The organism is Roseibium sp., assembly GCF_025698965.1.
GTDB lineage: Bacteria > Pseudomonadota > Alphaproteobacteria > Rhizobiales > Stappiaceae > Roseibium.
The window spans coordinates 1-21,266 of sequence record NZ_JAILWL010000017.1; the positions used below are offsets into that span (position 1 = coordinate 1).

20 protein-coding genes and 1 pseudogene are annotated in these 21,266 nt (G+C 56.5%); 16 read left to right on the forward strand and 5 right to left on the reverse strand.

All coding sequences use genetic code 11. From position 1 onward, the window contains the following. Nucleotides 1-473, forward strand: a pseudogene (locus tag K5905_RS02685) (type III glutamate--ammonia ligase); the annotation flags it as partial. A gap of 102 nt (nt 474-575) precedes the next feature. On the opposite strand, the gene K5905_RS02690 reads toward K5905_RS02685, so the two are convergent. Further along, nucleotides 576-1,568, reverse strand: a complete 993-nt coding sequence (locus K5905_RS02690) for an ester cyclase (protein ID WP_297580067.1) — start codon at nt 1,566-1,568, stop codon at nt 576-578. 150 nt (nt 1,569-1,718) lie between these two features. Between K5905_RS02690 and K5905_RS02695 the strand changes: the two genes are divergently transcribed. The 15 genes from K5905_RS02695 to K5905_RS02765 all read left to right on the forward strand — a co-directional run bounded on the left by K5905_RS02695 (nt 1,719) and on the right by K5905_RS02765 (nt 16,430). Further along, nucleotides 1,719-2,786: an ABC transporter ATP-binding protein gene (locus K5905_RS02695; RefSeq protein ID WP_297580069.1), complete on the forward strand. Its 1,068-nt coding sequence runs from the start codon at nt 1,719-1,721 to the stop codon at nt 2,784-2,786. 71 nt (nt 2,787-2,857) lie between these two features. Beyond that, nucleotides 2,858-4,093, forward strand: coding sequence for an extracellular solute-binding protein (locus tag K5905_RS02700; protein WP_297580071.1), 1,236 nt, complete (start codon nt 2,858-2,860; stop codon nt 4,091-4,093). A gap of 69 nt (nt 4,094-4,162) precedes the next feature. Next, a complete protein-coding gene (locus K5905_RS02705) occupies nt 4,163-5,188 on the forward strand; it encodes a carbohydrate ABC transporter permease (RefSeq protein WP_297580073.1) in 1,026 nt (341 codons plus the stop codon). 3 nt (nt 5,189-5,191) lie between these two features. Next, the gene (locus tag K5905_RS02710; protein ID WP_297580075.1) at nt 5,192-6,073 is read left to right on the forward strand and encodes a carbohydrate ABC transporter permease; all 882 of its coding nucleotides are present in this window, start codon (nt 5,192-5,194) and stop codon (nt 6,071-6,073) included. Nucleotides 6,074-6,075: 2 nt separating this feature from the next. Then, the gene (locus tag K5905_RS02715; protein WP_297580077.1) at nt 6,076-7,086 is read left to right on the forward strand and encodes a nuclear transport factor 2 family protein; all 1,011 of its coding nucleotides are present in this window, start codon (nt 6,076-6,078) and stop codon (nt 7,084-7,086) included. Beyond that, nucleotides 7,083-7,619, forward strand: a complete 537-nt coding sequence (locus tag K5905_RS02720; protein WP_297580080.1) for an ester cyclase — start codon at nt 7,083-7,085, stop codon at nt 7,617-7,619. The genes K5905_RS02715 and K5905_RS02720 overlap by 4 nt, the downstream gene beginning before the upstream one ends. A 142-nt stretch (nt 7,620-7,761) precedes the next feature. After that, a complete protein-coding gene (gene hisD / locus K5905_RS02725; protein WP_297580083.1) occupies nt 7,762-9,072 on the forward strand; it encodes a histidinol dehydrogenase in 1,311 nt (436 codons plus the stop codon). Nucleotides 9,073-9,074: 2 nt separating this feature from the next. Continuing rightward, complete coding sequence (locus K5905_RS02730) at nt 9,075-10,124, forward strand: ester cyclase (protein WP_297580085.1); 1,050 nt, start codon at nt 9,075-9,077, stop codon at nt 10,122-10,124. Then, entirely contained in the window at nt 10,121-10,888 is a 768-nt protein-coding gene (locus K5905_RS02735; RefSeq protein ID WP_297580087.1) for an SDR family oxidoreductase, read from the forward strand. The genes K5905_RS02730 and K5905_RS02735 overlap by 4 nt, the downstream gene beginning before the upstream one ends. After that, nucleotides 10,888-11,919, forward strand: a complete 1,032-nt coding sequence (locus K5905_RS02740) for a LacI family DNA-binding transcriptional regulator (RefSeq protein ID WP_297580089.1) — start codon at nt 10,888-10,890, stop codon at nt 11,917-11,919. The genes K5905_RS02735 and K5905_RS02740 overlap by 1 nt, the downstream gene beginning before the upstream one ends. Further along, nucleotides 11,906-12,874: an ester cyclase gene (locus K5905_RS02745; RefSeq protein WP_297580090.1), complete on the forward strand. Its 969-nt coding sequence runs from the start codon at nt 11,906-11,908 to the stop codon at nt 12,872-12,874. Before K5905_RS02740 ends, K5905_RS02745 begins: the two co-directional genes overlap by 14 nt. 26 nt (nt 12,875-12,900) lie before the next feature. Continuing rightward, nucleotides 12,901-13,866, forward strand: a complete 966-nt coding sequence (locus tag K5905_RS02750) for a cupin domain-containing protein (protein ID WP_297580091.1) — start codon at nt 12,901-12,903, stop codon at nt 13,864-13,866. Between the two features lie 46 nt (nt 13,867-13,912). Then, on the forward strand, nt 13,913-15,046 hold the full coding sequence (locus K5905_RS02755; protein ID WP_297580092.1) for a cobalamin-independent methionine synthase II family protein: 1,134 nt from the start codon (nt 13,913-13,915) through the stop codon (nt 15,044-15,046). After that, nucleotides 15,043-15,738 (forward strand): alpha/beta hydrolase, encoded by a 696-nt coding sequence (locus K5905_RS02760; protein WP_297580094.1) that lies wholly within the window; start codon nt 15,043-15,045, stop codon nt 15,736-15,738. Before K5905_RS02755 ends, K5905_RS02760 begins: the two co-directional genes overlap by 4 nt. Further along, entirely contained in the window at nt 15,735-16,430 is a 696-nt protein-coding gene (locus K5905_RS02765; protein WP_297580096.1) for an RraA family protein, read from the forward strand. The genes K5905_RS02760 and K5905_RS02765 overlap by 4 nt, the downstream gene beginning before the upstream one ends. Before the next feature lie 140 nt (nt 16,431-16,570). Here the strand turns inward: K5905_RS02765 and K5905_RS02770 are convergent, their stop codons facing one another. The 4 genes from K5905_RS02770 to K5905_RS02785 form a co-directional block, all read right to left on the reverse strand. Next, nucleotides 16,571-18,613, reverse strand: coding sequence for a peroxidase family protein (locus tag K5905_RS02770; RefSeq protein WP_297580097.1), 2,043 nt, complete (start codon nt 18,611-18,613; stop codon nt 16,571-16,573). Nucleotides 18,614-18,760: 147 nt separating this feature from the next. After that, complete coding sequence (locus tag K5905_RS02775) at nt 18,761-20,092, reverse strand: sensor histidine kinase (RefSeq protein WP_297580099.1); 1,332 nt, start codon at nt 20,090-20,092, stop codon at nt 18,761-18,763. After that, complete coding sequence (locus K5905_RS02780; protein WP_297580101.1) at nt 20,077-20,751, reverse strand: response regulator transcription factor; 675 nt, start codon at nt 20,749-20,751, stop codon at nt 20,077-20,079. Before K5905_RS02780 ends, K5905_RS02775 begins: the two co-directional genes overlap by 16 nt. Further along, complete coding sequence (locus K5905_RS02785) at nt 20,748-21,245, reverse strand: hypothetical protein (protein WP_297580103.1); 498 nt, start codon at nt 21,243-21,245, stop codon at nt 20,748-20,750. The genes K5905_RS02780 and K5905_RS02785 overlap by 4 nt, the downstream gene beginning before the upstream one ends. Between the last annotated feature and the right edge of the window lie 21 nt (nt 21,246-21,266).

The following is a 21,266-nucleotide window of genomic DNA, read 5'->3' on the forward strand; positions in this document are numbered from 1 at the left end:
CGGCAATCACCAACCCGACAGTGAACAGCTACAAGCGCCTGAATGCACCGCGGACGGTTTCCGGGGCCACCTGGGCACCGAACACGGTCACGTGGAGCGGGAACAACCGCACCCACATGGTTCGTGTGCCGGGACCGGGTCGTTTTGAATTACGGTTGCCGGACGGTGCTGCCAATCCCTATCTGCTTCAGGCTGCCATCATCGCAGCCGGCCTTTCCGGACTGCGTCAGCAGGCTGATCCAGGGCCACGCTACGATATCGACATGTATGCCGAGGGCCACACCCTGAAAGACGTGCCGAAACTGCCACTGAACCTTTTAGATGCCTTGCGGGCCTTCGATGCGGATGAGGAATTGAAGGCAATGCTCGGTACCGACTTTGCCAGGTCCTATGTGAAGATGAAGCGCGAAGAATGGAATTCCTTCGTTTCGCATTTCTCCCGCTGGGAACGCGACCACACGCTAGATGTCTGATGGAAAAAGAGACGGCCTGGCAAGTCGCTTTCCTCGTGACCAAACCTCGAGCCCTTCAATTGTACGGTGAAATTGAAGAGCTCAGGCTGTTTGGTTGCGCCGTTATCGAAGGGTTTTCTGCTCTTCGATAAGATCCCGTCCCATCTGCTTGAACAGATCCAGATAGTCGAGCAGCACCCAGTTTTCCATGATCTTGCCACCGGTGCAGCGGTAGAAATCCATGACACGCAAGGTCAGCGACTTGCCGGTGGCCGGGACGCCAAGATAATCGCCTTTGTGAGTCATGGTCATCGATGGCCAACCGCTGACGGCAGCATAGTTCCCATCGCCGATGCGACAATAGTGGTCGCCGCCGACACGATCGGGAAAGGCTGTCAGAAACGAGGCGCGGTGGTCTTTTTCAAAGCCGCTCCACCTGTAGTTCGATCCAATTCCGCCTGGTCCGTACCAAAGCATGTCCCCGTGCCAGTAACCGTCGTCACCGGTCTGTCCCTTTGATTCAAAAGTTTCCGGATTGAACGCCTTGAGATCTGCCAGCATGGCTTCGCAAAGGTCGAGTGTCTTTTCGCCATCCGCCTGACCTTCCGGCAGAACACCATCATGGGTGGCGGGGCCGGGAAAGAGCATCTCGGTGCCAAGCATATGGGGCAGGGGAAAGCGTCCGGCCTGGCGCATCAGGTCCAGGAGATCGATGATGATCCTGGCCTCCGAGATCTTTCCGTCCGGCTCTATTCTGTAAAATTCACCTGCCCGCAGGAGTGCCAGATGGTTCGATGGCTGGATGCCGAAAAGCGGACCCTCGAAATTGCCGACATAGTGACAGACGCTTGCTATCCAATGTCCACCGGGTGCACGCCGGTTCGGTCCGCCGATGAAGATTTCGTCGCGACGTCGAACGTGGGAAAGCGCGTTTTTCAATGGGGCATAAAAATCTTCCCAAATGGTCTCAGAGCCATCTAACCGATGAAGCGGATGGGCGATGTCAAAAACAGCATCTGCCTTCAAGTGATTGGAAATCAAGGATTTTGCTTCTTCCGGAGAAGCAGTTAGGATTGTGTTCAGGAAGGTGTGCGGTGCACGCCGGAAATCAGACATTTTCAGGCCTATCGAGTGTTGAGAGATTGTCGGATCTCATTATTTTGCATTCGTATGCAAAAAATCATTGCCAAAGAATGATAAGTGTGTCTACTTATTTTGCATAGGAATGCAAAATGAATGTCGACGAACGGTTGTGGAGGGGACTTAGTGGCTGAGATACAGCTAAAAAGCGTGTCAAAGCGTTGGGGAGCATTTGTCGGTGTCGACGATTTCAACCTGACGATTGCCGATCGCGAGTTTCTGGTGTTGTTGGGGCCTTCTGGCTGCGGCAAGACGACAACCATGCGTATGATCGCTGGTCTGGAAGACGCGACGGACGGTGAGATTGTCATCGGTGGACGGACTGTGAACGATCTGGAGCCAAAGGACCGGGATATCGCCATGGTGTTCCAGTCATATGGTCTTTATCCAAACATGAATGTCTACGAGAACATTCGCTTTCCGCTGAAGGTGCGCAAGGTCGATCCGTCGACGCATGATGCCAGGGTGATGCGGGCAGCTGAAATGGTCGAGCTGACCGATTTCCTGCATCGCAAGCCGGCGGAGCTGTCGGGTGGTCAACGGCAGCGCGTTGCACTGGCCCGAGCGATCGTGCGGGAACCGAATGTCTTCTTGATGGACGAACCGCTGTCCAACCTGGATGCGAAACTGCGGGTTTCAACACGGGCCCAGATCAAGAACCTTCAGCACGAGCTTCAGGTCACGACGATCTACGTGACCCATGACCAGATCGAGGCCATGACGCTGGCCGACCGGGTCGTGGTGATGAAGCGCGGTGTTATCCAGCAGGTCGGCACGCCAACGGATATCTACGATCGTCCGGCGAACACGTTTGTGGCCGGGTTCATCGGGTCACCGGCCATGAATCTCATGGAAGGGACGATGCAAGGCGGTGTCTTCACCAGTGAAAACGTCACGATCAGCGGACTCAAGGGGCCGGACGGTCCATTGATCCTGGGTTTCAGGGCCGAGGATGCGGCCGTCGCCCAGTCGACCGGCGGATCGGACGGCAATGCGGAGATCAAGGCAGCCGTCTATACGATGGAACTGCTGGGCGATGCGACCATGATCACCGTCAAAGCCGGTGGTGCGTTGGTGTCCGTGAAAGCCAGCAAGGACTATCGGATCGAGATCGACGAAATGGTCGGGCTGAGCGTACCGGCCGAAATCTGTCACCTATTCAATCATGAGACCGGCACACGCATCGACGTGTAAGCGGGTCCAGTCCGGCGATAAGCCGGTTTCCAAGAGAGCGCCAAGGCGCAAGGGAGCAGCAGGAGTAACCCATGCTTATGAAAAAAACACTGCTTGCAGGAGCGTTGTCTCTGATGGCAGGCAGCGCTTATGCGGAATGTGGAATTGAAAGCGGCCGGATCAGTATAATCGGCAATGAATTTCCAGCGATCCAAACCGTTGGAGCCGGTGCGCTGGAATGTGCCAGCGACAAGGTTGAGGCGAAGTCCAACCTGACGGCGGACCATCAGAAGCTGAATGTTGCCGGCATGAGCGGGAACCCTGCTGAGTACACAACGGCAATCATCGCCAATTCCTCCATTGTTGCGCTCATGAACGGTGACCTGATCCGTCCTCTGGACGATCTGGTCGCAAAGCATGGCGACGGCCTGACAAAGAACCAGCTGATCACGATCGACGGCAAGGTCATGGCGGTTGCCTTCATGGCGAATGCGCAGCATCTCGTCTACCGCAAGGACATACTTGAAAAAGTAGGTGCAGAGCCGCCGAAAACCTATGAGGACATGATCGCGATCGCAGACAAGATCCGCAAGGAAGGGATCATGGAAAATCCCGTCGGAGGAGCCTATGCGGCGGGCTGGAATCTTGCCCAGGAATTCAACAACATGTTCCTCGGTTACGGCGGCGAGTTTTTCAAGCCGGGAACGGCTGAACCGAATGTGAATTCGGAAGCCGGGATCAAGGCGCTGGAAACGATGAAAGCGCTGAGCGAGTACATGAACCCGGATTTCCTGACACATGATTCAAACGCGACCAATGCGGAATACCGTGCGGGCAATGTCGCCTTGATGAATATGTGGGGGTCTCGCGCTGCCACGCTGACCTCGGCGGAAGGTGTGCCGCAGGAAGTGATCGATGGCTTTGCAATTGCTGGGCCGATGACCGTCGGCGGTGGTAACACGCCTGCGTCCACACTCTGGTGGGATGGCTGGACGGTTGCCAAGAACATCAGTGATGAAGATGCAGAAGCAACATTCATCGCGATGAAAAAAGCAATTGACCCGGCGATCCTGCAGGACCCGGAAGTCGCCATTCAGGCAGTCTGGCTGCTGGAAGGGTATAAGCCGACTGAAGCTGCAAAGGGCGTTTACGATGCGGCCGGCATGAAGACAATTCCGTATCCGACATTCCCTTACATGGGGCTGATGCATACGGCGCTCGGCAATGAGCTGACCGATTTCATGCAGGGCAAGGAAAGTGCCGAGCAGGCCCTGAAAGACGTCGAAGCTGCCTACACTGCGGCGGCGAAAGAAAAAGGCTTCCTTTGATAGGAGCCTGACAGAACGGTGCGCCCCTGGGGCGCACCTCATACTCAATCACAAAATTCGGGTCCCGGTATGAAGCATAGAACCTTCTTCTGGTTCTTCCTGCCGACCGCGCTTGCAATGCTCATCTTCATTGCTGCGCCGATAGTGTCGGTGGTGTTGCAATCACTGTTCGTCCCTCATGAAGCCGTTCTGGTTGAAACAGAAAACTGCGGTCCGTTCGGCTGCACCACAAGTGTGGTCATCGATCAGGAAGCGACGGAAGATTTGCGGGCAGAGCAGCCGCTCGGACGGTTCGCCGGGCTTGAGATCTATTTGGACCGCGGACATCTTGCGACAGCTGAAGTCGCGAATGCCTGGACTTCGAGTTCAAGCATCGGTGAGTTCATGAGCGCTATTGGCGATCTGCCATTCTACCGCGCCATGTCCTTTACGTTGACCTATACATTTGTGGTCACTCCGCTTCTGATCGCTCTCGGGTTTGTAATCGCGCTCGCGGTAAATTCCCTGAGCCAGCGGATCAAGGGGCTGATGATCTTCTTTTCACTGCTGCCCATGATCGTAAATCCGCTCGTCGGTTCCCTGATCCTGTTCTGGATGATCGACAGCCGGGGTGTCATCGGTGAACTCATCCAGTATCTGGCAGGCGATCCAAGCCTGTCTCTCAAGGCATCGACACCGCTGATGTGGATTGCGGTGATCGTCTATGGGGTCTGGCACAGCGCACCCTTTGCCTTTGTCGTTTTCTATGCCGGTCTGCAGACTGTTCCGCAGGATACGCTGGAAAGTGCGCGGATCGATGGGGCAACAAGGTGGCAGCAGACGCGTTACGTCGTCATACCGCACCTGATGCCGCTGGTGACCTTTGTCGCGCTGATCCAGCTCATGGACAACTTCCGGGTCTTTGAACCGATCGTCGGCTTCAACGCCTCGGCGCATGCAACTTCTTTGTCGTGGATCATCTACAACGACCTTGGCGGCGAAACCAATCAGCTTTCAGCGGCAGCAACAACTTCAGTTCTGACGATCATCGGGGTCGCAATTCTGCTTTCACCCGTTCTTGTCCGTACGTGGCGCGATTACAGAGGGAAGGCCTGAGCTATGTCAGCTATTGATCGACGGAAACCTGTTTCGCTCAAGGTCGCTTCGACGATTTTCATCGTGGTCTGGTTCATTGTGGCGGCGTTCCCTTTCTTCTGGACACTCTGGGGATCGTTCAAGGTCGAGCTGGATTTCTTTTCCATCGCCGACTGGACCAATGCGATCACCGGAAAACTGACCGACGAAATCTATGGACGGCCATTTACCGGGGCAGGGTACTACGGTGCCTGGGTTCAGGAAGACTTCTGGCGCGCCGCCCTTAACACCGGCATCGTCTGTTTCTTCGTGGTGTGCACATCGCTCACAATCGGAACACTCGGCGGATATGCACTCAGCCGATCCGGCCACAACTATGTCTTCTGGCTCCTGATCGCGGCGCTCATCTTCCGGGCAATGCCGCCGATTACCCTGGTATCCGGGTATCTGCCTCCATTCTTTGCCTGGAACCTATGGGGTTATTTGCCGACGGCGATCATCGTGTTGGTTGCAATCAATCAGCCGTTCACGCTGTGGATGCTGCACTCATTCTTCCAGAAGATCCCGATCGATCTCGATGAAAGCGCGAAAGTCGACGGCTGCACCCAGTTCCAGGCATTCCGGCATGTGATCATTCCGGTCATGTGGCCGGGCGTGATCACCACCGGGCTGTTCAGTTTCCTGCTCGCCTACAACGACTTTGCCGTCACGACGATGCTGCTCAACGAGCAGAACCGGACCATGGTTCCCAAAATCGCAGCGTTCCTGGGAACAACCTACACCGAAGGCAATGTCATGTTCGCGGTGGCAGCTGTTGTGTCTGCGATCGTGCCGTTGTTTCTACTGGTGATGCTGTTCCAGCGTCAGATCGTTTCCGGCCTGACAGCCGGTGCGGTGAAGGGATAGGCATGACCCGTTCCGAGCCAAATTCTTCCGGTAAATCGGCGCTCCAGGCGTATTGCGCCGCGTTCGCGGCGCCCGGCTGGGAAGAGACTGAAAATGGCATGAAGCAGTTTTTTGCCAAAGACGCGGTGATTAATGTTGTGCATCCGTTCAACGAGATCATCGGTCCTTCAAACTACTGCGAGGTGGTGCTGGCGCCGCTCAGGCGTGCGTTCGAATTCCTCGGTCGAAGCGATTACATCGCTTTTGGCGGACGGTTCGAAGAGGCTCAATGGGTGACTTGCACAGGTTACTATTGCGGGCGGTTTTCGCTTCCCTGGCTCGGGATTCAACCGACGGGGGCGTTGGCATTTCTCCGTTTCGGCGAGTTTCATCGCTTGCAGGATGGGCAGGCCGTGGAAAGCTTCATCTTTTTCGATATTCCGGAACTGATGATCGCCGCGGGGCAGTGGCCCATTCGCGATTTTCCGGGCCGAGAGCGAGGCTATACCGGTTATCTGCCGGGGCCGGCGACACAGGACGGACTTCAGTGGAAGGACAATGACTCCGCCGTCAGTGCAAGATCACTCGATATGGTGACGCAGATGCTGCGGAACCTTGCGACGGAAGACCAGAGCTGGCGGCCATTCTGGCATGAGGACATGCTCTGGTACGGTCCGGCGGCCTTTGGAAGTTTCGTCGGTCTTGAGGGGTTCGCTGGATTCCAGGTGCCGTTCGAAAACACGTTCAGTGAGTGGGTCGGTGGAGCCGTCGAAGGGAGCCGTACACGGCATTTCACTCGTTTTGCCGATGGCGACTACGTGTGTTCCGGCGGCTGGCCATCGCTCAATGCCGTCCAGGCCAAGACCTTCCTGGGGCAACCTTCGAAGGGCAAACGGCTCTACATGCGCGTTTGCGACTGGTGGCGGCGTGATGGCGATAAACTGGCAGAAAACTGGGTTTTCGTGGATATCCCGCACGTGTTGCAGCAGATGGGTTTCGATATTTTTGCCGAAATTGAAAGGGTTAGACAGTGAAGGGTTCGCGTCCCGAACAGGCGGTGTTGAGCCGCGATACGGATATGTCCAAGACGGATGAGACAAGGCGTGTCATCGAAGAGATGGTGGATGGTCTCAACGATCACCGGATCGCAGATATTGGAGAGTTCTTTTCCGAAGGCTTTCGCTGGATGGGCAACTTCGGTTGCGGCAAAAAGACGGGTCTGAAGGAATTTCAGGACAATTGGCAAAAGCCTTTCCAGGCCGCTTTTTCCGACAAGGTCTGTGTCGATGAGGCGCGCCTTTACATGGGGGAGTGGGCAGCAGCTTTCGGTCGCCAGGAAGCGACGCATTCCGGACAATTCATGGGCGTTGCCCCGACCGGAAAGCGGATCGAAATCCGCTACATGGATTTCTGGAAAGTGGTCGACGGCAAAATAGTCGACAACTGGGTCATGGTTGATTTTCCGCATGTCCTGTCTCAGATCGGCAAGGACGTTTTCAACGGTGAAGGGTGGGAGGCCTTTGATCGCGGCGACTGCGCGCCACCAGAACCGGACCAGGCAGCCTAGCGCAGGATACAGGCAATTTTCCGGGAAGTGCGGGAAGCAGCTTGAAATTTATGCATACGTATGCAACTTGAATGACAAAGGCGCCTGAGACTCGGGATCCGAACGAGAAGATCATCAGCCGGCGCTTTGAAAGGGATGTGACATGGCTATTGAATATCTGAAGCGAGGGAAGCCGGAGGCGGAGCGGTCGGAAGACGATGCCAAGGTGCGTGCGATCGTGGAGGGAACGCTTAGCGACATCGAAACGCAAGGCGATGCGGCCGTGCGCGAATTGTCCGAAAAATTCGACAATTATTCACCGGCATCATTCCGCCTGAGTGCTGCGGAGATCGACGCGCTGATGAACCAGGTCTCTCCACGGGACATGGAAGATATCAAGTTCGCACAGGAGCAGGTGCGCAAATTCGCGCAGGCACAACGCTCGTCGATGACGGACATCGAAGTGGAAACCCTTCCAGGCGTCATTCTGGGCCACAAGAACATTCCTGTGCAATCCGTCGGTTGTTATGTGCCGGGCGGCAAATTTCCAATGGTAGCTTCCGCGCATATGTCCGTTGCCACGGCCTCGGTTGCAGAAGTTCCGCGTATTATTGCGGCAACACCGCCCTTCAAGGGTGCGCCGAACCCCGCGGTGATAGCTGCGATGCATCTGGGTGGAGCTCACGAAATCTACGTCATGGGCGGCATTCAGGCTGTCGGTGCCATGGCGCTTGGAACGGAAACGATTGATCCGGTTCATATGCTGGTGGGGCCAGGAAATGCGTTCGTCGCCGAAGCCAAGCGCCAGTTGTTCGGTCGCGTCGGTATTGATCTCTTCGCAGGACCGACCGAGACCATGGTGATAGCCGACGAAACGGTGGATGCGGAAATGTGCGCGACCGACCTGCTGGGACAGGCGGAACATGGCTACAATTCACCGGCGGTGCTGGTCACCAATTCCAGAAAACTTGCGACGGAGACCCTCACCGAGATCGACCGTCTCTTGAAAATTCTGCCGACAGCGGACACCGCAGCCAAGTCATGGGAAGATTATGGCGAAGTGATCTTGTGCGACAGCTACGACGAAATGCTTGCCGTGGCCGACGATATCGCCTCCGAGCATGTGCAAGTGATGACTGACAGGGACGACTGGTTCCTTGAGAACATGACCTGTTACGGCGCGTTGTTCCTGGGCGCCCGGACCAATGTTGCCAATGGCGACAAGGTGATCGGCACCAACCACACGCTGCCGACTAAAAAGGCCGGGCGTTACACGGGCGGACTTTGGGTCGGCAAGTTCCTGAAAACCCATTCCTACCAGAAGGTTCTAACGGACGAGGCGGCGGCTGAAATCGGTGCCTATTGCTCGCGCCTTTGCATGCTGGAAGGGTTTGTCGGCCATGCCGAACAGGCCAACGTACGGGTGCGCAGATATGGCGGCGGCAATGTGCCTTATGGAGAGGCCGCCGAATAACCATGGACAGGCATACCCGGCACAAGGCACTGATTGCGCCATTGCGCGCTGCCATGTACGACTTTGAAGAGGTTGTCGTCCGCAAGACTATGGCGGATCTCTGCGCTCCGGACGTACTGTTCCGGCTTTGCCACCCGTTCGGAGATACAACCGGATCGGATGCGTTCTACGACAAGGCCTATGCGCCGCTGTTGAAAGCGCTTCCGGATCTGGAACGCCGCGATACGATCGTGATGGCGGGGCCGACGCCCGAAGGCGACGATTGGGTTGGATGCGGGGGCTATTACACGGGAACTTTCGAGAAACCGTGGTTCGATATTCCACCCTCCGGCCATCAGATATCGCTGCGCTTTCATGAATTCTATCGCTTTGCCGACGGCAAGGTCGTGGAATTTCAGGCGCTTTGGGACATCCCGGAAGTCATGGTGCAGGCAGGCGCGTGGCCAATGGCGCCGACACTCGGCCGGGAATGGCACGTGCCGGGACCTGCAACGGCAGATGGCCTGGTTCCGGGACCTTATGATGACGAAGCTGGGCTGAAGACCTGTCAGCACATCATCGACATGCTGCAATACATGAAGCGACACCCGTCGCAGGGTGGCCCGGAAGTCATGGAAATGGAGCGGTTCTGGCATCCCCGCATGAACTGGTACGGTCCGTCGGGAATAGGCACAGGCCGTGGGATCAAGGGCTTTCGCAACTGGCATCAGATCCCGTTTTTGAACGGCATGCCGGACCGGGGACAGTATGTCGACGAAATCACCTATCATTTTTTCGGGGACCGGAATTTTGCCGCGGTGACCGGTTGGCCGAACATGATCCAGTCGGTTACTCATGATGGCTGGATGGGGATCGCGCCCGCAGGCAAGAAGATCACCATGCGCAGTCTGGATTTCTGGCGCCTGGAAAACGGTTTGATCCGCGAAAACTGGGTGTTGGTCGATCTTTTGGACGCTTATGCGCAATTGGGCGTTGACGTTTTCAAGCGACTTCGAGATTTCAACAAGGCCCGTACCGGCTTTGATCCTGAAACAGGAGTTGCTTTGACATGATCGAATTACCCTCCACCCCCAGCTTTTCCATGACCGGAAAGAAGGCACTGGTCACCGGAGCGTCTTCAGGCATCGGTCTTGCGTGCGCCACAGCCCTGGCTGAGGCAGGCGGCGATGTCGTGCTGGCCGCAAGAGGGACCGAGAAGCTGCGCGAAGCCGTTGAGACGATGACCGCCAAAGGGTGGACGGTCTCAGCGCTTCAGCTTGATGTTGTCGATGTCGTGCAGGTTCAGGCTGCTGTCGCTGAGCACGGCCCTTTCGATGTCCTGGTCAACAGCGCCGGTCTTGCGCGGCACACACCGGCCACGGAAACAACTCCGGAAGATTTCGATGCGGTGATGAATATCAACCTGCGCGGTGCCTATTTTCTCGCACAGGCCGTCGCGAAAGGCTTGCTGCAGGCAGGCAAACCAGGGTCCTTGATCAACATTTCATCCCAGATGGCTCACGTCGGCGGTATCGACCGTGCCGTCTATTGTGCGTCCAAGTTCGCCGTCGAAGGCTTTACCAAGGCAATGGCCATCGAGTTTGGACCGAACAAGATCCGCATCAACACTGTTTGTCCGACCTTCATCCGCACGCCTTTGACCGAACCGACTTTCAACGATCCCGAGCGCGTCAAATGGATCGAGGAAAAAATCAAACTTGGCCGCACAGGTGAAGTCGAGGACATCATGGGAGCGGTTCTTTATCTGGCAAGCGACGCAGCTTCGCTGGTCACCGGTACTTCTCTTCTCGTCGAGGGAGGTTGGACGGCAGACTGATGGGCAGCGAGAAAGTCACATCCATTGAAGTTGCCAAACGGGCCGGTGTCAGCCAGTCCGCCGTCAGCCGTGTTTTCACACCCGGCGCTTCCGTTTCGCCGAAAATGGCCGAAAAGGTTCTGAAGGCAGCCGAGGAACTGGGATACCGGCCAAATGTGCTGGCCCGGTCACTGATCACCGGCAGGTCCAGGATCATCGGTCTTGTTGTCGCCTATCTGGAAAACCAGTTCTACCCGGATGCGCTGGAAAAGCTGTCCAACGCTCTTCAGGCACACGGTTACCACATCCTCGTTTTCATGGTGTCCAACGAAGACGACAGCGTCGACAAAGTGATGGGCGAGCTGCTCGATTATCAGGTCGATGGTATCATCACCGCATCCGTCGGCATGTCGAATGCACTGGCTGCCCGCTGCTCCGCAGCAGGCGTTCCGGTGGTTCTTTTCAACCGCGGACAGGATGACGAGCGCCTCAATCAGGTGACGTCCAACAATATTGAAGGCGGCCGCAAGATTGCGGAGTTTCTGGTCGCGGGCGGACACAAGAAAATTGCGCATATCGCCGGCTGGTCCGGGTCTTCCACCGGGAGAGATCGCGAAGCGGGCTTCAGATCGGGGCTTGAACAGACCGGCGCGGAACTGGTTGCCTGTATTGACGGAAAATATACCCGTGAAGCCGCTGCGGCGGCAACGCGGGAGATGTTTTCCGGTGAAGACAGGCCTGATGCGGTTTTTGTCGGCAACGACCACATGGCCTTTGCCGTCATGGATGTACTTCGTTTTGAACTCAAGCTCGATATCCCGGGCGATGTTTCTGTCGTCGGCTACGACGATGTCCCGTTAGCCTCCTGGCCTGCCTATGACCTGACGACCCTGCGCCAGCCTTCGAACCGCATGGTCGAGGCGACCGTCTCGACCTTGCTCGGCTGGATCGAGGAAGGCAGCCAGGATGTCCAGAAAATCAAGATCGACGGACCGCTGATGGTCCGCGGTTCCGCACGCATTCCCGAAGGATGGCCCGATGAAAGGCTTTGACCCGCGCTGGCAGGATTTTCCCGACTATATCATCGGGATCACCAGGGAGATCTGGGAAGAACGCCAGATCGCAACCCTGCATCACTATTATTCAGAGGACATTGTCGTGCGTTCTCCCGGCTCGGTCGTGGTCGGCAATCAGGGTGTAATCGGCGCGACCATGGCAACGCTTGCGGAATTTCCGGACCGCACGCTTCTGGGCGAAGACGTGATCTGGTCAGGAACGCCGGAAGACGGAATGTTGTCGTCGCACAGGATATTTTCCACCGCCACTCATTCCGGTGATGGTGTTTACGGCAAGGCGAGCGGCACGAAGCTTCGCTACCGGATCATTGCCGACTGTCATGCGATCGACAATCAGATCAACGACGAGTGGCTGATCCGGGATCAGGGTGCGGTAGTGCGCCAGTTGGGCTGGGACCCGAAGGATTATGCACGCGATCTCATTGAACGCGAGGGAGGTCCGCAAGCTTGCGTGCCTCCCTTCAACCCGTCCATCGACAAGCCAGGTCCTTACAAGGGCAAAGGCAACGACAATGAATGGGGAGCCAAATACGCCGATGTCCTGAACCGGATAATGGGCGCCGACATGGCGACAATCGAAGCCGAATATGATCGGGCCTGCCGACTTGCCTACCCTGGCGGTGTAGGAGGCGTTTCCTGGCCGGATGCCGATCGGTTCTGGATGGGACTACGCGCCAGCTTCCCGAGTGCGGAATTCAAGATAGAACATCAGATCGGCCGCGACGATCCGATGATGCCACCACGCGCCGCCTTGCGCTGGTCGTTGCACGGCAAACATGACGGCTGGGGCGTTTTCGGTCAGCCGACTGGCGCCGACGTCTACGTTATGGGCGCCGCTCATGCGGAATTCGGACCCTGGGGACTGCGCCGCGAATTCGTTCTTTTTGATGAAACGTCGATCTGGAAACAGATCGTATTGAAGACCGGCTGACACAGCCAAAACCCCGAAGGCGTATTATGACCCCTGAAGAAATGGAAAGCCGGATTGTCCGGTATGGCGATTTGAAACCCTGTCGCACGGCTTTCATCGACGCGCATACACCTGGATCCGATCAGAAGGAAAACTTCACAGTCATTGGTGGTGGTGTTTCGGAAAGCCCTGATCAGCACGTGCACATCAAGGAAACACCTGGGTTCAACATCGGGGCTGCCGGTCAGCCGCCGAAATGCCGGAACTCGCTTCATTCGCACCGTACGGCAGAAGTTTTTTATGTTCTCAAAGGTCGTTGGCGTTTCTTCTGGGGCCGCTGGGGCTCGGCAGGTGAAGTCGTGCTCGAAGAGGGCGATATCTTCAATATTCCCACCGGCATTTTTCGGGGATTTGAAAACATCGGCACAGACTACGGGATGATCATGGCGATCCTTGGCGGCGACGACGCCGGTGGTGGCGTGATCTGGGCACCGCAGGTGATCGAAGACGCCAAGGATCATGGCCTGGTTCTGGGAGAAAACGGCGTGCTTTACGACACCAAGCAGGGACAGAGACTGCCTGAAGGCGTCAAGCCCATGCCACTGCTGACGGACGAAGAACTGAAAGCCTATCCCGAACCGGGCAATGAGGCGGTGGTGCGCGACTACGTGGCCCGCTACTGGGACATGATGGCCCTGGCGGCGGACAGTCCCTGCAAGGTGATCGGCGAGACGGCGCTATTGAAAGACAAGCCGGGTTTTGAGGTGGAATTCCTGACGCGCGGGTCCATCCCCGAAACCGACTACACGCTGAATTGCCATGAGATCCTGATGGTCATGCGCGGACATTGGAAGCTGAGCTGGGCCGATGGCGAAAAGGTTCTTGCACCGGGTGACACATGTGCGGTGCCGCCAGGGCTGAAGCACAGCCTCGTGCCGTCGATGAGCGGTGAGGCAAGCCTTTTCAGGGTAATGAACACGGATGATCCGGCCGGGGCAACCTGGGCCGCCTGACGACAAAAACGGGGCAGGGACACCCTGCCCCAGCCGGGAGGAGCCTATGAGCAAGATTGAAGTCACCCATGTCGGCTCTTTGCCGCGCACTCAGAAGGTCGTCGATTTCATCTTCGCCCGGGAAAAGGGCGAGCCATATGACGAAGCGGCATTTGATGCGGCGATGGCCGAAGCGGTGTCCGACACGGTGCGCAGGCAGGTCGAGGAGGGGGTAACGATTGTCAGCGACGGCGAAACCTCAAAGATCTCCTATGCCACCTATGTGAAAGACCGCTATACCGGGTTTTCAGGAGACAGCCCGCGCAATGCGCCTGCGGATCTGAAACTCTATCCAAGCTTTCTGAAACGGATCGCCGAAAGCGGTGGTACGCCGCAATACGCACGTCCGATGTGTACTGGTGAGGTTCGGTCCAAGGGACAGGGAGAACTTGAAAAGGATATTGCACATCTGAAAGCCGCCATGGCCGAACACGGTGTCAATCGGGGGTTCATGAATGCGGCCTCGCCCGGTGTGATTTCGCTGTTCCTGCAAAATGATCACTATCCTTCGCGCGAGGCCTATCTTCAGGCGCTGGCGGATGTCATGAAGGATGAGTACGAAACGATTGTTGCGTCCGGTCTCGATCTGCAGCTGGATTGCCCTGATCTGGCTCTCTCAAGGCACATGCTTTTCAATGACCTGTCGGATGAGGAATTCGTCAGGATTGCCGCCACACATGTCGATGCGCTCAATCATGCACTTCAGAACATCGATCCGGCAAAAGTTCGCATTCACATCTGCTGGGGCAACTATGAGGGGCCTCATGTCTGCGACATTTCCATGGATAAAGTGTTTTCGACACTGATGTCTGCCCGCGCTCGCCATGTTCTGTTCGAAACCTCCAACCCGCGCCACGCCCATGAGTGGGCAGTGTTCAGGGACAGGAAGGCGGAAATTCCAGAGGACAAGATCCTTGTGCCCGGTGTCGTCGACACGACAACGAACTTCGTCGAACATCCGGAAGTGGTGGCGCAGCGTCTGGATCGGTTTGTCGGTATCGTGGGGGCGGACAGGGTGATCGCCGGTTCCGACTGCGGCTTCGGTACTTTTGCCGGCTATGGCGCGGTCGATCCGGAGATCGCCTTTGCCAAATTGAAGGCACTGTCGGAAGGTGCCGCATTGGCAGGAGAGCGTGCGTGACACCACTTCTCCTGCTGCCTGGAATGATGTGCGATGCGCGGCTATACGGGCCGCAAATTGCCTGCTTGTCCGGACGGGTTCCGCTTCAACTGGCTCCTGTCACGGCTTATGACACCGTTGAAAAGCTGGCAGCAGACATTCTGGCGCATGCCCCACCTCGTTTTTCCCTTGCCGGCCTTTCCATGGGCGGAATTGTTGCAATGGAAGTTGTGAGACAGGCGCCGGACCGAATTGAGCGGTTGGCATTGCTCGATACCAATCCTCGGGCGGAACTGGAAGAGGTTCGACAGCGCCGTGAACCGCAGATCGAACGGGTTCGGGCCGGTGAACTGCGCGAAATCATGCGGGACGAATTAAAACCGAACTATCTGGCCAACGGGCCGTTGCGACAGGACGTTCTGGACACGTGCATGGCAATGGCCATAGATCTTGGTCCGAATGTGTTCGAGCGCCAATCCAGGGCTCTGCAACGTCGCCCGGATCAACAGGACACCTTGAGGGCGGTGAAGGTGCCGACCTTGATCCTGATGGGGCAGGAGGATCGGCTTTGTCCCATTGACCGTCATCAACTGATGCACGATCTCATCGACGGTTCGATACTCGAAATCGTTGAAGGTGCCGGGCATCTGCCGACGCTGGAACAACCCGAGGCCGTCAACATGGCCATTCAAACCTGGCTGGAGCTATCATGAACGCCGAACTGCTGGACCTGTTGAAATCCGTCGATACGCCGACCGTCTGCAATGCGATCGAAGTGGCCGAGGGCAAACGCGGCTTTAACCGCTTCACACGAGGCACGATGCTCTGTTCCGATACAGATGCAGGTGCCATGGTCGGTTTTGCCCGGACTGCAAAAATCTCCGCGCTGGCACCGCCCAACGAAGCGGCCGATGTGATCAAGGCGCGGCGTATGGACTATTACCGCTACATGTCTGAAGGAATGCGACCGGGTTTGGTTGTTGTTGAAGATGTCGATTACCCCAATGCGATCGGTGCCTATTGGGGGGAAATCAACACGACGGTGCACAAGGGGCTCGGGTTGTCGGGTGCGCTGACCAACGGGGTCATGCGGGATCTTGGCGATCTGCCGGAAGCGTTTCCGGTCGTTGCAGGATCGATCGGGCCCAGCCATGGATTTGTGCATGTGAAGGAAATAGATACACCGGTGAAGATCTTCGGACTGGACATTCGACCGGGAGAACTTGTGCATGCCGACCGGCATGGTGCCCTGGTCATTCCGGACACTGTCATTCCCGGTCTGGCAGCAGCAATTCGAAAGCTCCTGGAGACCGAAAAACTTGTTCTCGGTCCCGCGCGTGAACCCGGCTTTACATTCGAGAAGTTCGAGGCCGCCTGGGCAGCCTTTGAAAAGGCGAGAACATGAACAATCCTTGCGGGCCAAGCTGAGTTCCAGCCGAGCTGAGCGAAAGCGGCTGGAATTCCCAGGCCTTGCCCGCAAGGATCTCTGCAAATATCGGCAACCATCCCGTTTGGACCCGGATGGCTGCACGATTTGCGCAGGGGTCAGATCAGCAAAAAGTCGTCCTGTCCCAAGCTGGACAGACTGGTGTTTGCAAGAGTGATCGATCCGGCTTCTTCGAAATCCAGGATCACATCGCTGCCAACCTGTTCTGCAGCTGCGAACAGTTCGTCGACGGTTTCAAATAGATCGGTTTCGATACCGATCCTGTCTGCGTTTCGTGCGTCGGTACCGAAATCGCTGATCGTGTCGTCGCCAAAGGTTCCAACAAAGCTGAACCTGTCCTTGCCGGTTCCTCCGGTCAGCTGGTCATTGCCGCTGCCGCCATCAAGGACATCTCTGCCAGCCCCGCCGATGAGCTCATCATTCCCGTCACCACCTTCCAACTGGTCATCGCCCCTACCGCCCAGGAGCTCGTCGTCACCGGCCAGGCCGAGCAGCAGATCGCGTCCGTCAGAGCCCATCAGAACATCGTTTGAACCGGTCCCCGAAACGCGATCGTATGACAAGAAGGCATTATCCTGCACGGTGTCGACTTCGGTATTGGCTTCGATGATATCTGCCAAAGTGGTTCCCCACAGATCCCTGACCTCGTCCTTTGCGAGGCCGCCTGCCTGACTCCAATAGGGATCGCCGTCTCGAATGCGCATGAATTGATCGATGATGATTGTCGCAAATGTCTCGCCGATGACACCATCGGCGTATGGGTCTTCTGCCAGGCCTCCGATCCAGGCATCGACAAGATCGACATCTCCGTAGACATCAGCGAGTTGTGCAGCCAATTCACTGTCGGATGTTATGTCGGAAAAATCCTGTGCCCGTGCCAAACCGAGCGCTTCTCTCAGGTCGTTGTAACTGGCAACGCCCAGGTCGCGCCCGCGCTGAATATTGAGCGATGCGAGATCGAGCCCGCCTGAACCGGGAGCTCCGAACAAAAAGGAGCGTACGTCTTCGACAACTTGGGTGTCAATTTCCTGCGCTGTGCCGTCGGCAAGACCGCGCAGGATCGGATCGATGCCGCCATTTTCAGATATCTGTTCTGGTGAAAAGAAGGCATCGGCAAGTGCCAGATTGCCTGCCGCGATGACGGACCCGTCTTCATTGAGCCTTTGAATTTCCGACGATAGCAGTGTGTGACCGAAGCGAAAGGCTGCAGTGGAAAATTCCACCGAAATGCCTGGATTCACTTCTTCGTCATATCCGTCGTATTTCTCGATTGCCTTTTTTCCCACGAGCAGGGGCAGAAATTCGTTGAAGGTGATCGCCTGGATTTCGGCTTCCACCCGTTGCCGCGCAGCGGCGAACAGCTCGTCGTCGGTCAAGTCAGGGTTTTCAGCCGCCAATTCGTCGACAATGCGGTTGTGTTCACGGGCGAAAAGCGTGTGCAAAGATGTGAGTGCCACGTTTTCAGCGGCGCGGATATCACCTGCCAGAACACCGCCTTCCCCGGTCTCGATTAGAAAACCCTGATCGTCAAGCAGCAGCTTGCCGCCATCAGTTCGCAGCGAGGCTGCGGTCGCGATATCCGAGCCATAGACCATGGATGCGTCGAGAAAGGAGGTGATTTCGTTTTCGTAACTACGAGTGTCCGTGACACCGCTGTCATGCACCGGATCCACCCGGAAAAACGGAATGACGGCCTCACCGAGGCCCTGTGGGTCGAAAAAGGGGTCTCCCACTGGGACAGGGATCGGTTCATATGTTGTTTCACCTGCTTCAGTCAGATCCAGGTCATGGTCGATAAACTGACCCCAGGCCCAGAATAGGTCACTCAGACCGAAGGAATTGGGCTCGTCCTCGGATTGTTGCGAAACTGCATTGCTGATGTCGCGGGGATTCGGCAGGCCATTCATCATCTCGCCGATACCATCTGCATAACGGGCGTCGGCCAAGCGCAGCAACGTCTGGCCGACTGCCCCCCAGTCCGGATAGTCGGGATTTGTTCCTGCACCGTCTACAGGACGTGCCACAGTTACAACATCGTCCTTTCGCCCACGCCCTCTGGGAGCCTGGTCTTCTCCCGCGATGTTTGCCTGGAGAGCGTCAATCTGGTTTTGAAGGTTGCTGCCTGTGTCCTCAGGTTCCATCTTAGTCTCCTTTACCTGCCGGTGCTTGAACCGACCCTTGAGAAAGAGGTTGAAGGCTCATCGGGAGAAGACTGGAGAACTCAGCTGAAATGAAACTGAGGCGTTCTTTAAGATTGGCCTCATGTTCCAATTGAGTAGGAGAACTGACTACGCGTAACGGCGATTTCGATGGGCCGGCAATTCTACAGACACCTTCAAACCGCCGCGGAGCGACTGTGTCATATGAATTTGACCGCCATGGTATTCGACAATATCCGCAACTATTGTCAGACCAAGACCTGTGCCGGGCTTGGAGGTGTCCAGCCGTACGCCCTCGCTCAGAATTCTTCGTCTGTCTTTTTCAGGAACGCCCGGGCCGTCGTCTTCGACGGTTATCGTGCAATGATCAATGCCCGTCAGAAGCGTAAGACGGACCTGTCGATGCGCCCACTTGGCGGCATTGTCTAAGATGTTCCCGAGAATCTCGGTTATCTCGGATTGCGGAATGTGAACAAGAACAGTCTGATCCGAGAAAATTTCGAGTGATCTGTCCGGGTAGAGCCTGCGCATTGCCCGCGCAATTTCCTGTGCCAAGGGGACCGCATCGATCGAACCGGCCAGAAAAACGTCCTCCGGGTCCGCGTTGGCATGGGTGAGATGCCTTTCCGCAGTGGCGCTGATCCTGTCGACCGCCTCGACCGAAAGGATGGTATCAATCTGTTCCCCTCGATCTGCCTTCGTAAGTTCGTTGGCGAGAATTGCCGCAGGTGTTTTCAGCGCATGGGCCAAATTGGCCGCTTGCCGCCTGCCTCGTTCCCGTAATCTTTCATTGCGCTCCAGCATCTGGTTCAAATCCTCCACCAGCGGAGCGACTTCCGCTGGATAGTGTCCCTCGATCGACCCGGATCGAACCTGTCGTTTGCGGACTGCACTGTGAAGTTGCTGGAGTGGTGAAAGGGCAATGCGCAGCAGCAGAAATGCCGAAGTCAGCAATATGCCACCCAGGATACCGGCCGATAAAAAAAGCGCACGGCTGAATACCGCGATTTCATCATGCAGAGCGGATTTGTCATGCCCGACGGCAAGGGTCCAGCGGGTTCCGCTGGGCATGGTCAATGAACGCGCGAGAATACGGATTGGGCGATTACCAGGACCCACGATCTCGTATATCCAGCCATCGGGAACAACATCGGGGACAGGAAGTTCCATGTCCCACAAAGAGCGGGAGCGATAGCGCCGACCATCTTCCGCCGTGGCTTGCCAATAGGTTCCGGAATAAACGCGCCAGAAGTCGGGATTTTTCATCTGATCCGCGGGATTGGCTTCTGTGTCTGCAATTTTCGCGGTCAAAAGCTCCAGTTCCGCCTCCAGTCTGGAATCGAACAGACGGGAAATGGAGTCCTGAAACATTCCGTAGATCAGCCAGCCGCCGATACCCAATGCACACGTAATCCAGATCAAACCGGCAGCTACGACCCTGTAGGTTAGCGATCCGGACATGCGTGATGTCGAATTGTGTAGCCCCGTCCACGGATCGTTTGAATGAAGTAACGCCCGATCTTCTGACGCAGTTGAGCGACATAAACCTCGACAGTATTGGAATCCCGTTCCTCAAAATACCCGTAGATTTTTTCAGAGAGCTCAGATTTGCTGTGAACCTTGTCAGGTCGCAGCATCATCGCTTTCAGCAGTTTGAGCTCATTGCCGGTCAGATCGACAGCGTTGCCGCAGCAGTAAACCCGGCCGCTTTCCGTGTTTAGGGAGATGTCGCCGAGTTCGATCTGAGGAGCGGCAAGACCAGCAGACCGCCGTATCAGAGCCTGAAGTCTGGCAACCAGTTCCTCAATCCGGAAGGGCTTGGCCAGGTAATCGTCTCCTCCGGCATTCAGGCCCGCAACCCGATCCTGCCAGCGGGAACGGGCGGTAAGGATTATGACGGGGGTGCGGATGTCGGCATCACGCCATTCCTTCAGCACCGAAGTGCCATCCTTCGTCGGTAACGTGAGATCAAGGACGATTGCATCATACCGCTCGGTTTCGCCAAGAAACTGCCCGTCTTCGCCGTTGTCCGCCTGATCTACAGTAAAGCCCTCCTTTATGAGCTCCCGTCGAATTTGATGTTGGAGTGCAAGCTCATCTTCGATGACCAACAACTTCATTTTCTTGACCCACTCTTGTCGCCGCGACCATTTCCGTCTCCGCTTCTTCCACGGTCGCCGTCGCGATTGCCGTTACCCCTTTCTGAATTGCCGCCTCTGGATTCCCGGTTGCTGTCCGGTTCCTTGTTCGAGCTTGGATCAACATTACGGCGGGAGTTTGCTTTTGGGGCCTCGCGCTTTCCAGGCTTTGAAGTCGGTTCGCGATGAGTGACGTCCACAACGCTTGCCTCGACCGCATCGACGGTCACCACCACGATCTCATCGGATTCCGTTCTGCGCAGTATGACTTTCACCTGAAGTCCTGATCTGCGCTTGCGGACCTTTGCATCGACCAGAATTGTTCGTTCACCGACGGCTGCGCGGGCGGCAGAAAGAATTTTGCTGAAGGACGCAATGTTTCCCGCCTGCCTCGCTTCCAGAACGGATTCATGATCGGAAGCACTGGCTGTGACGGTCAAAAAAAATAGTGCCAGAAGTAGCGATGTTCTCGGCATCCGGATCATTTGTCCCGGCGA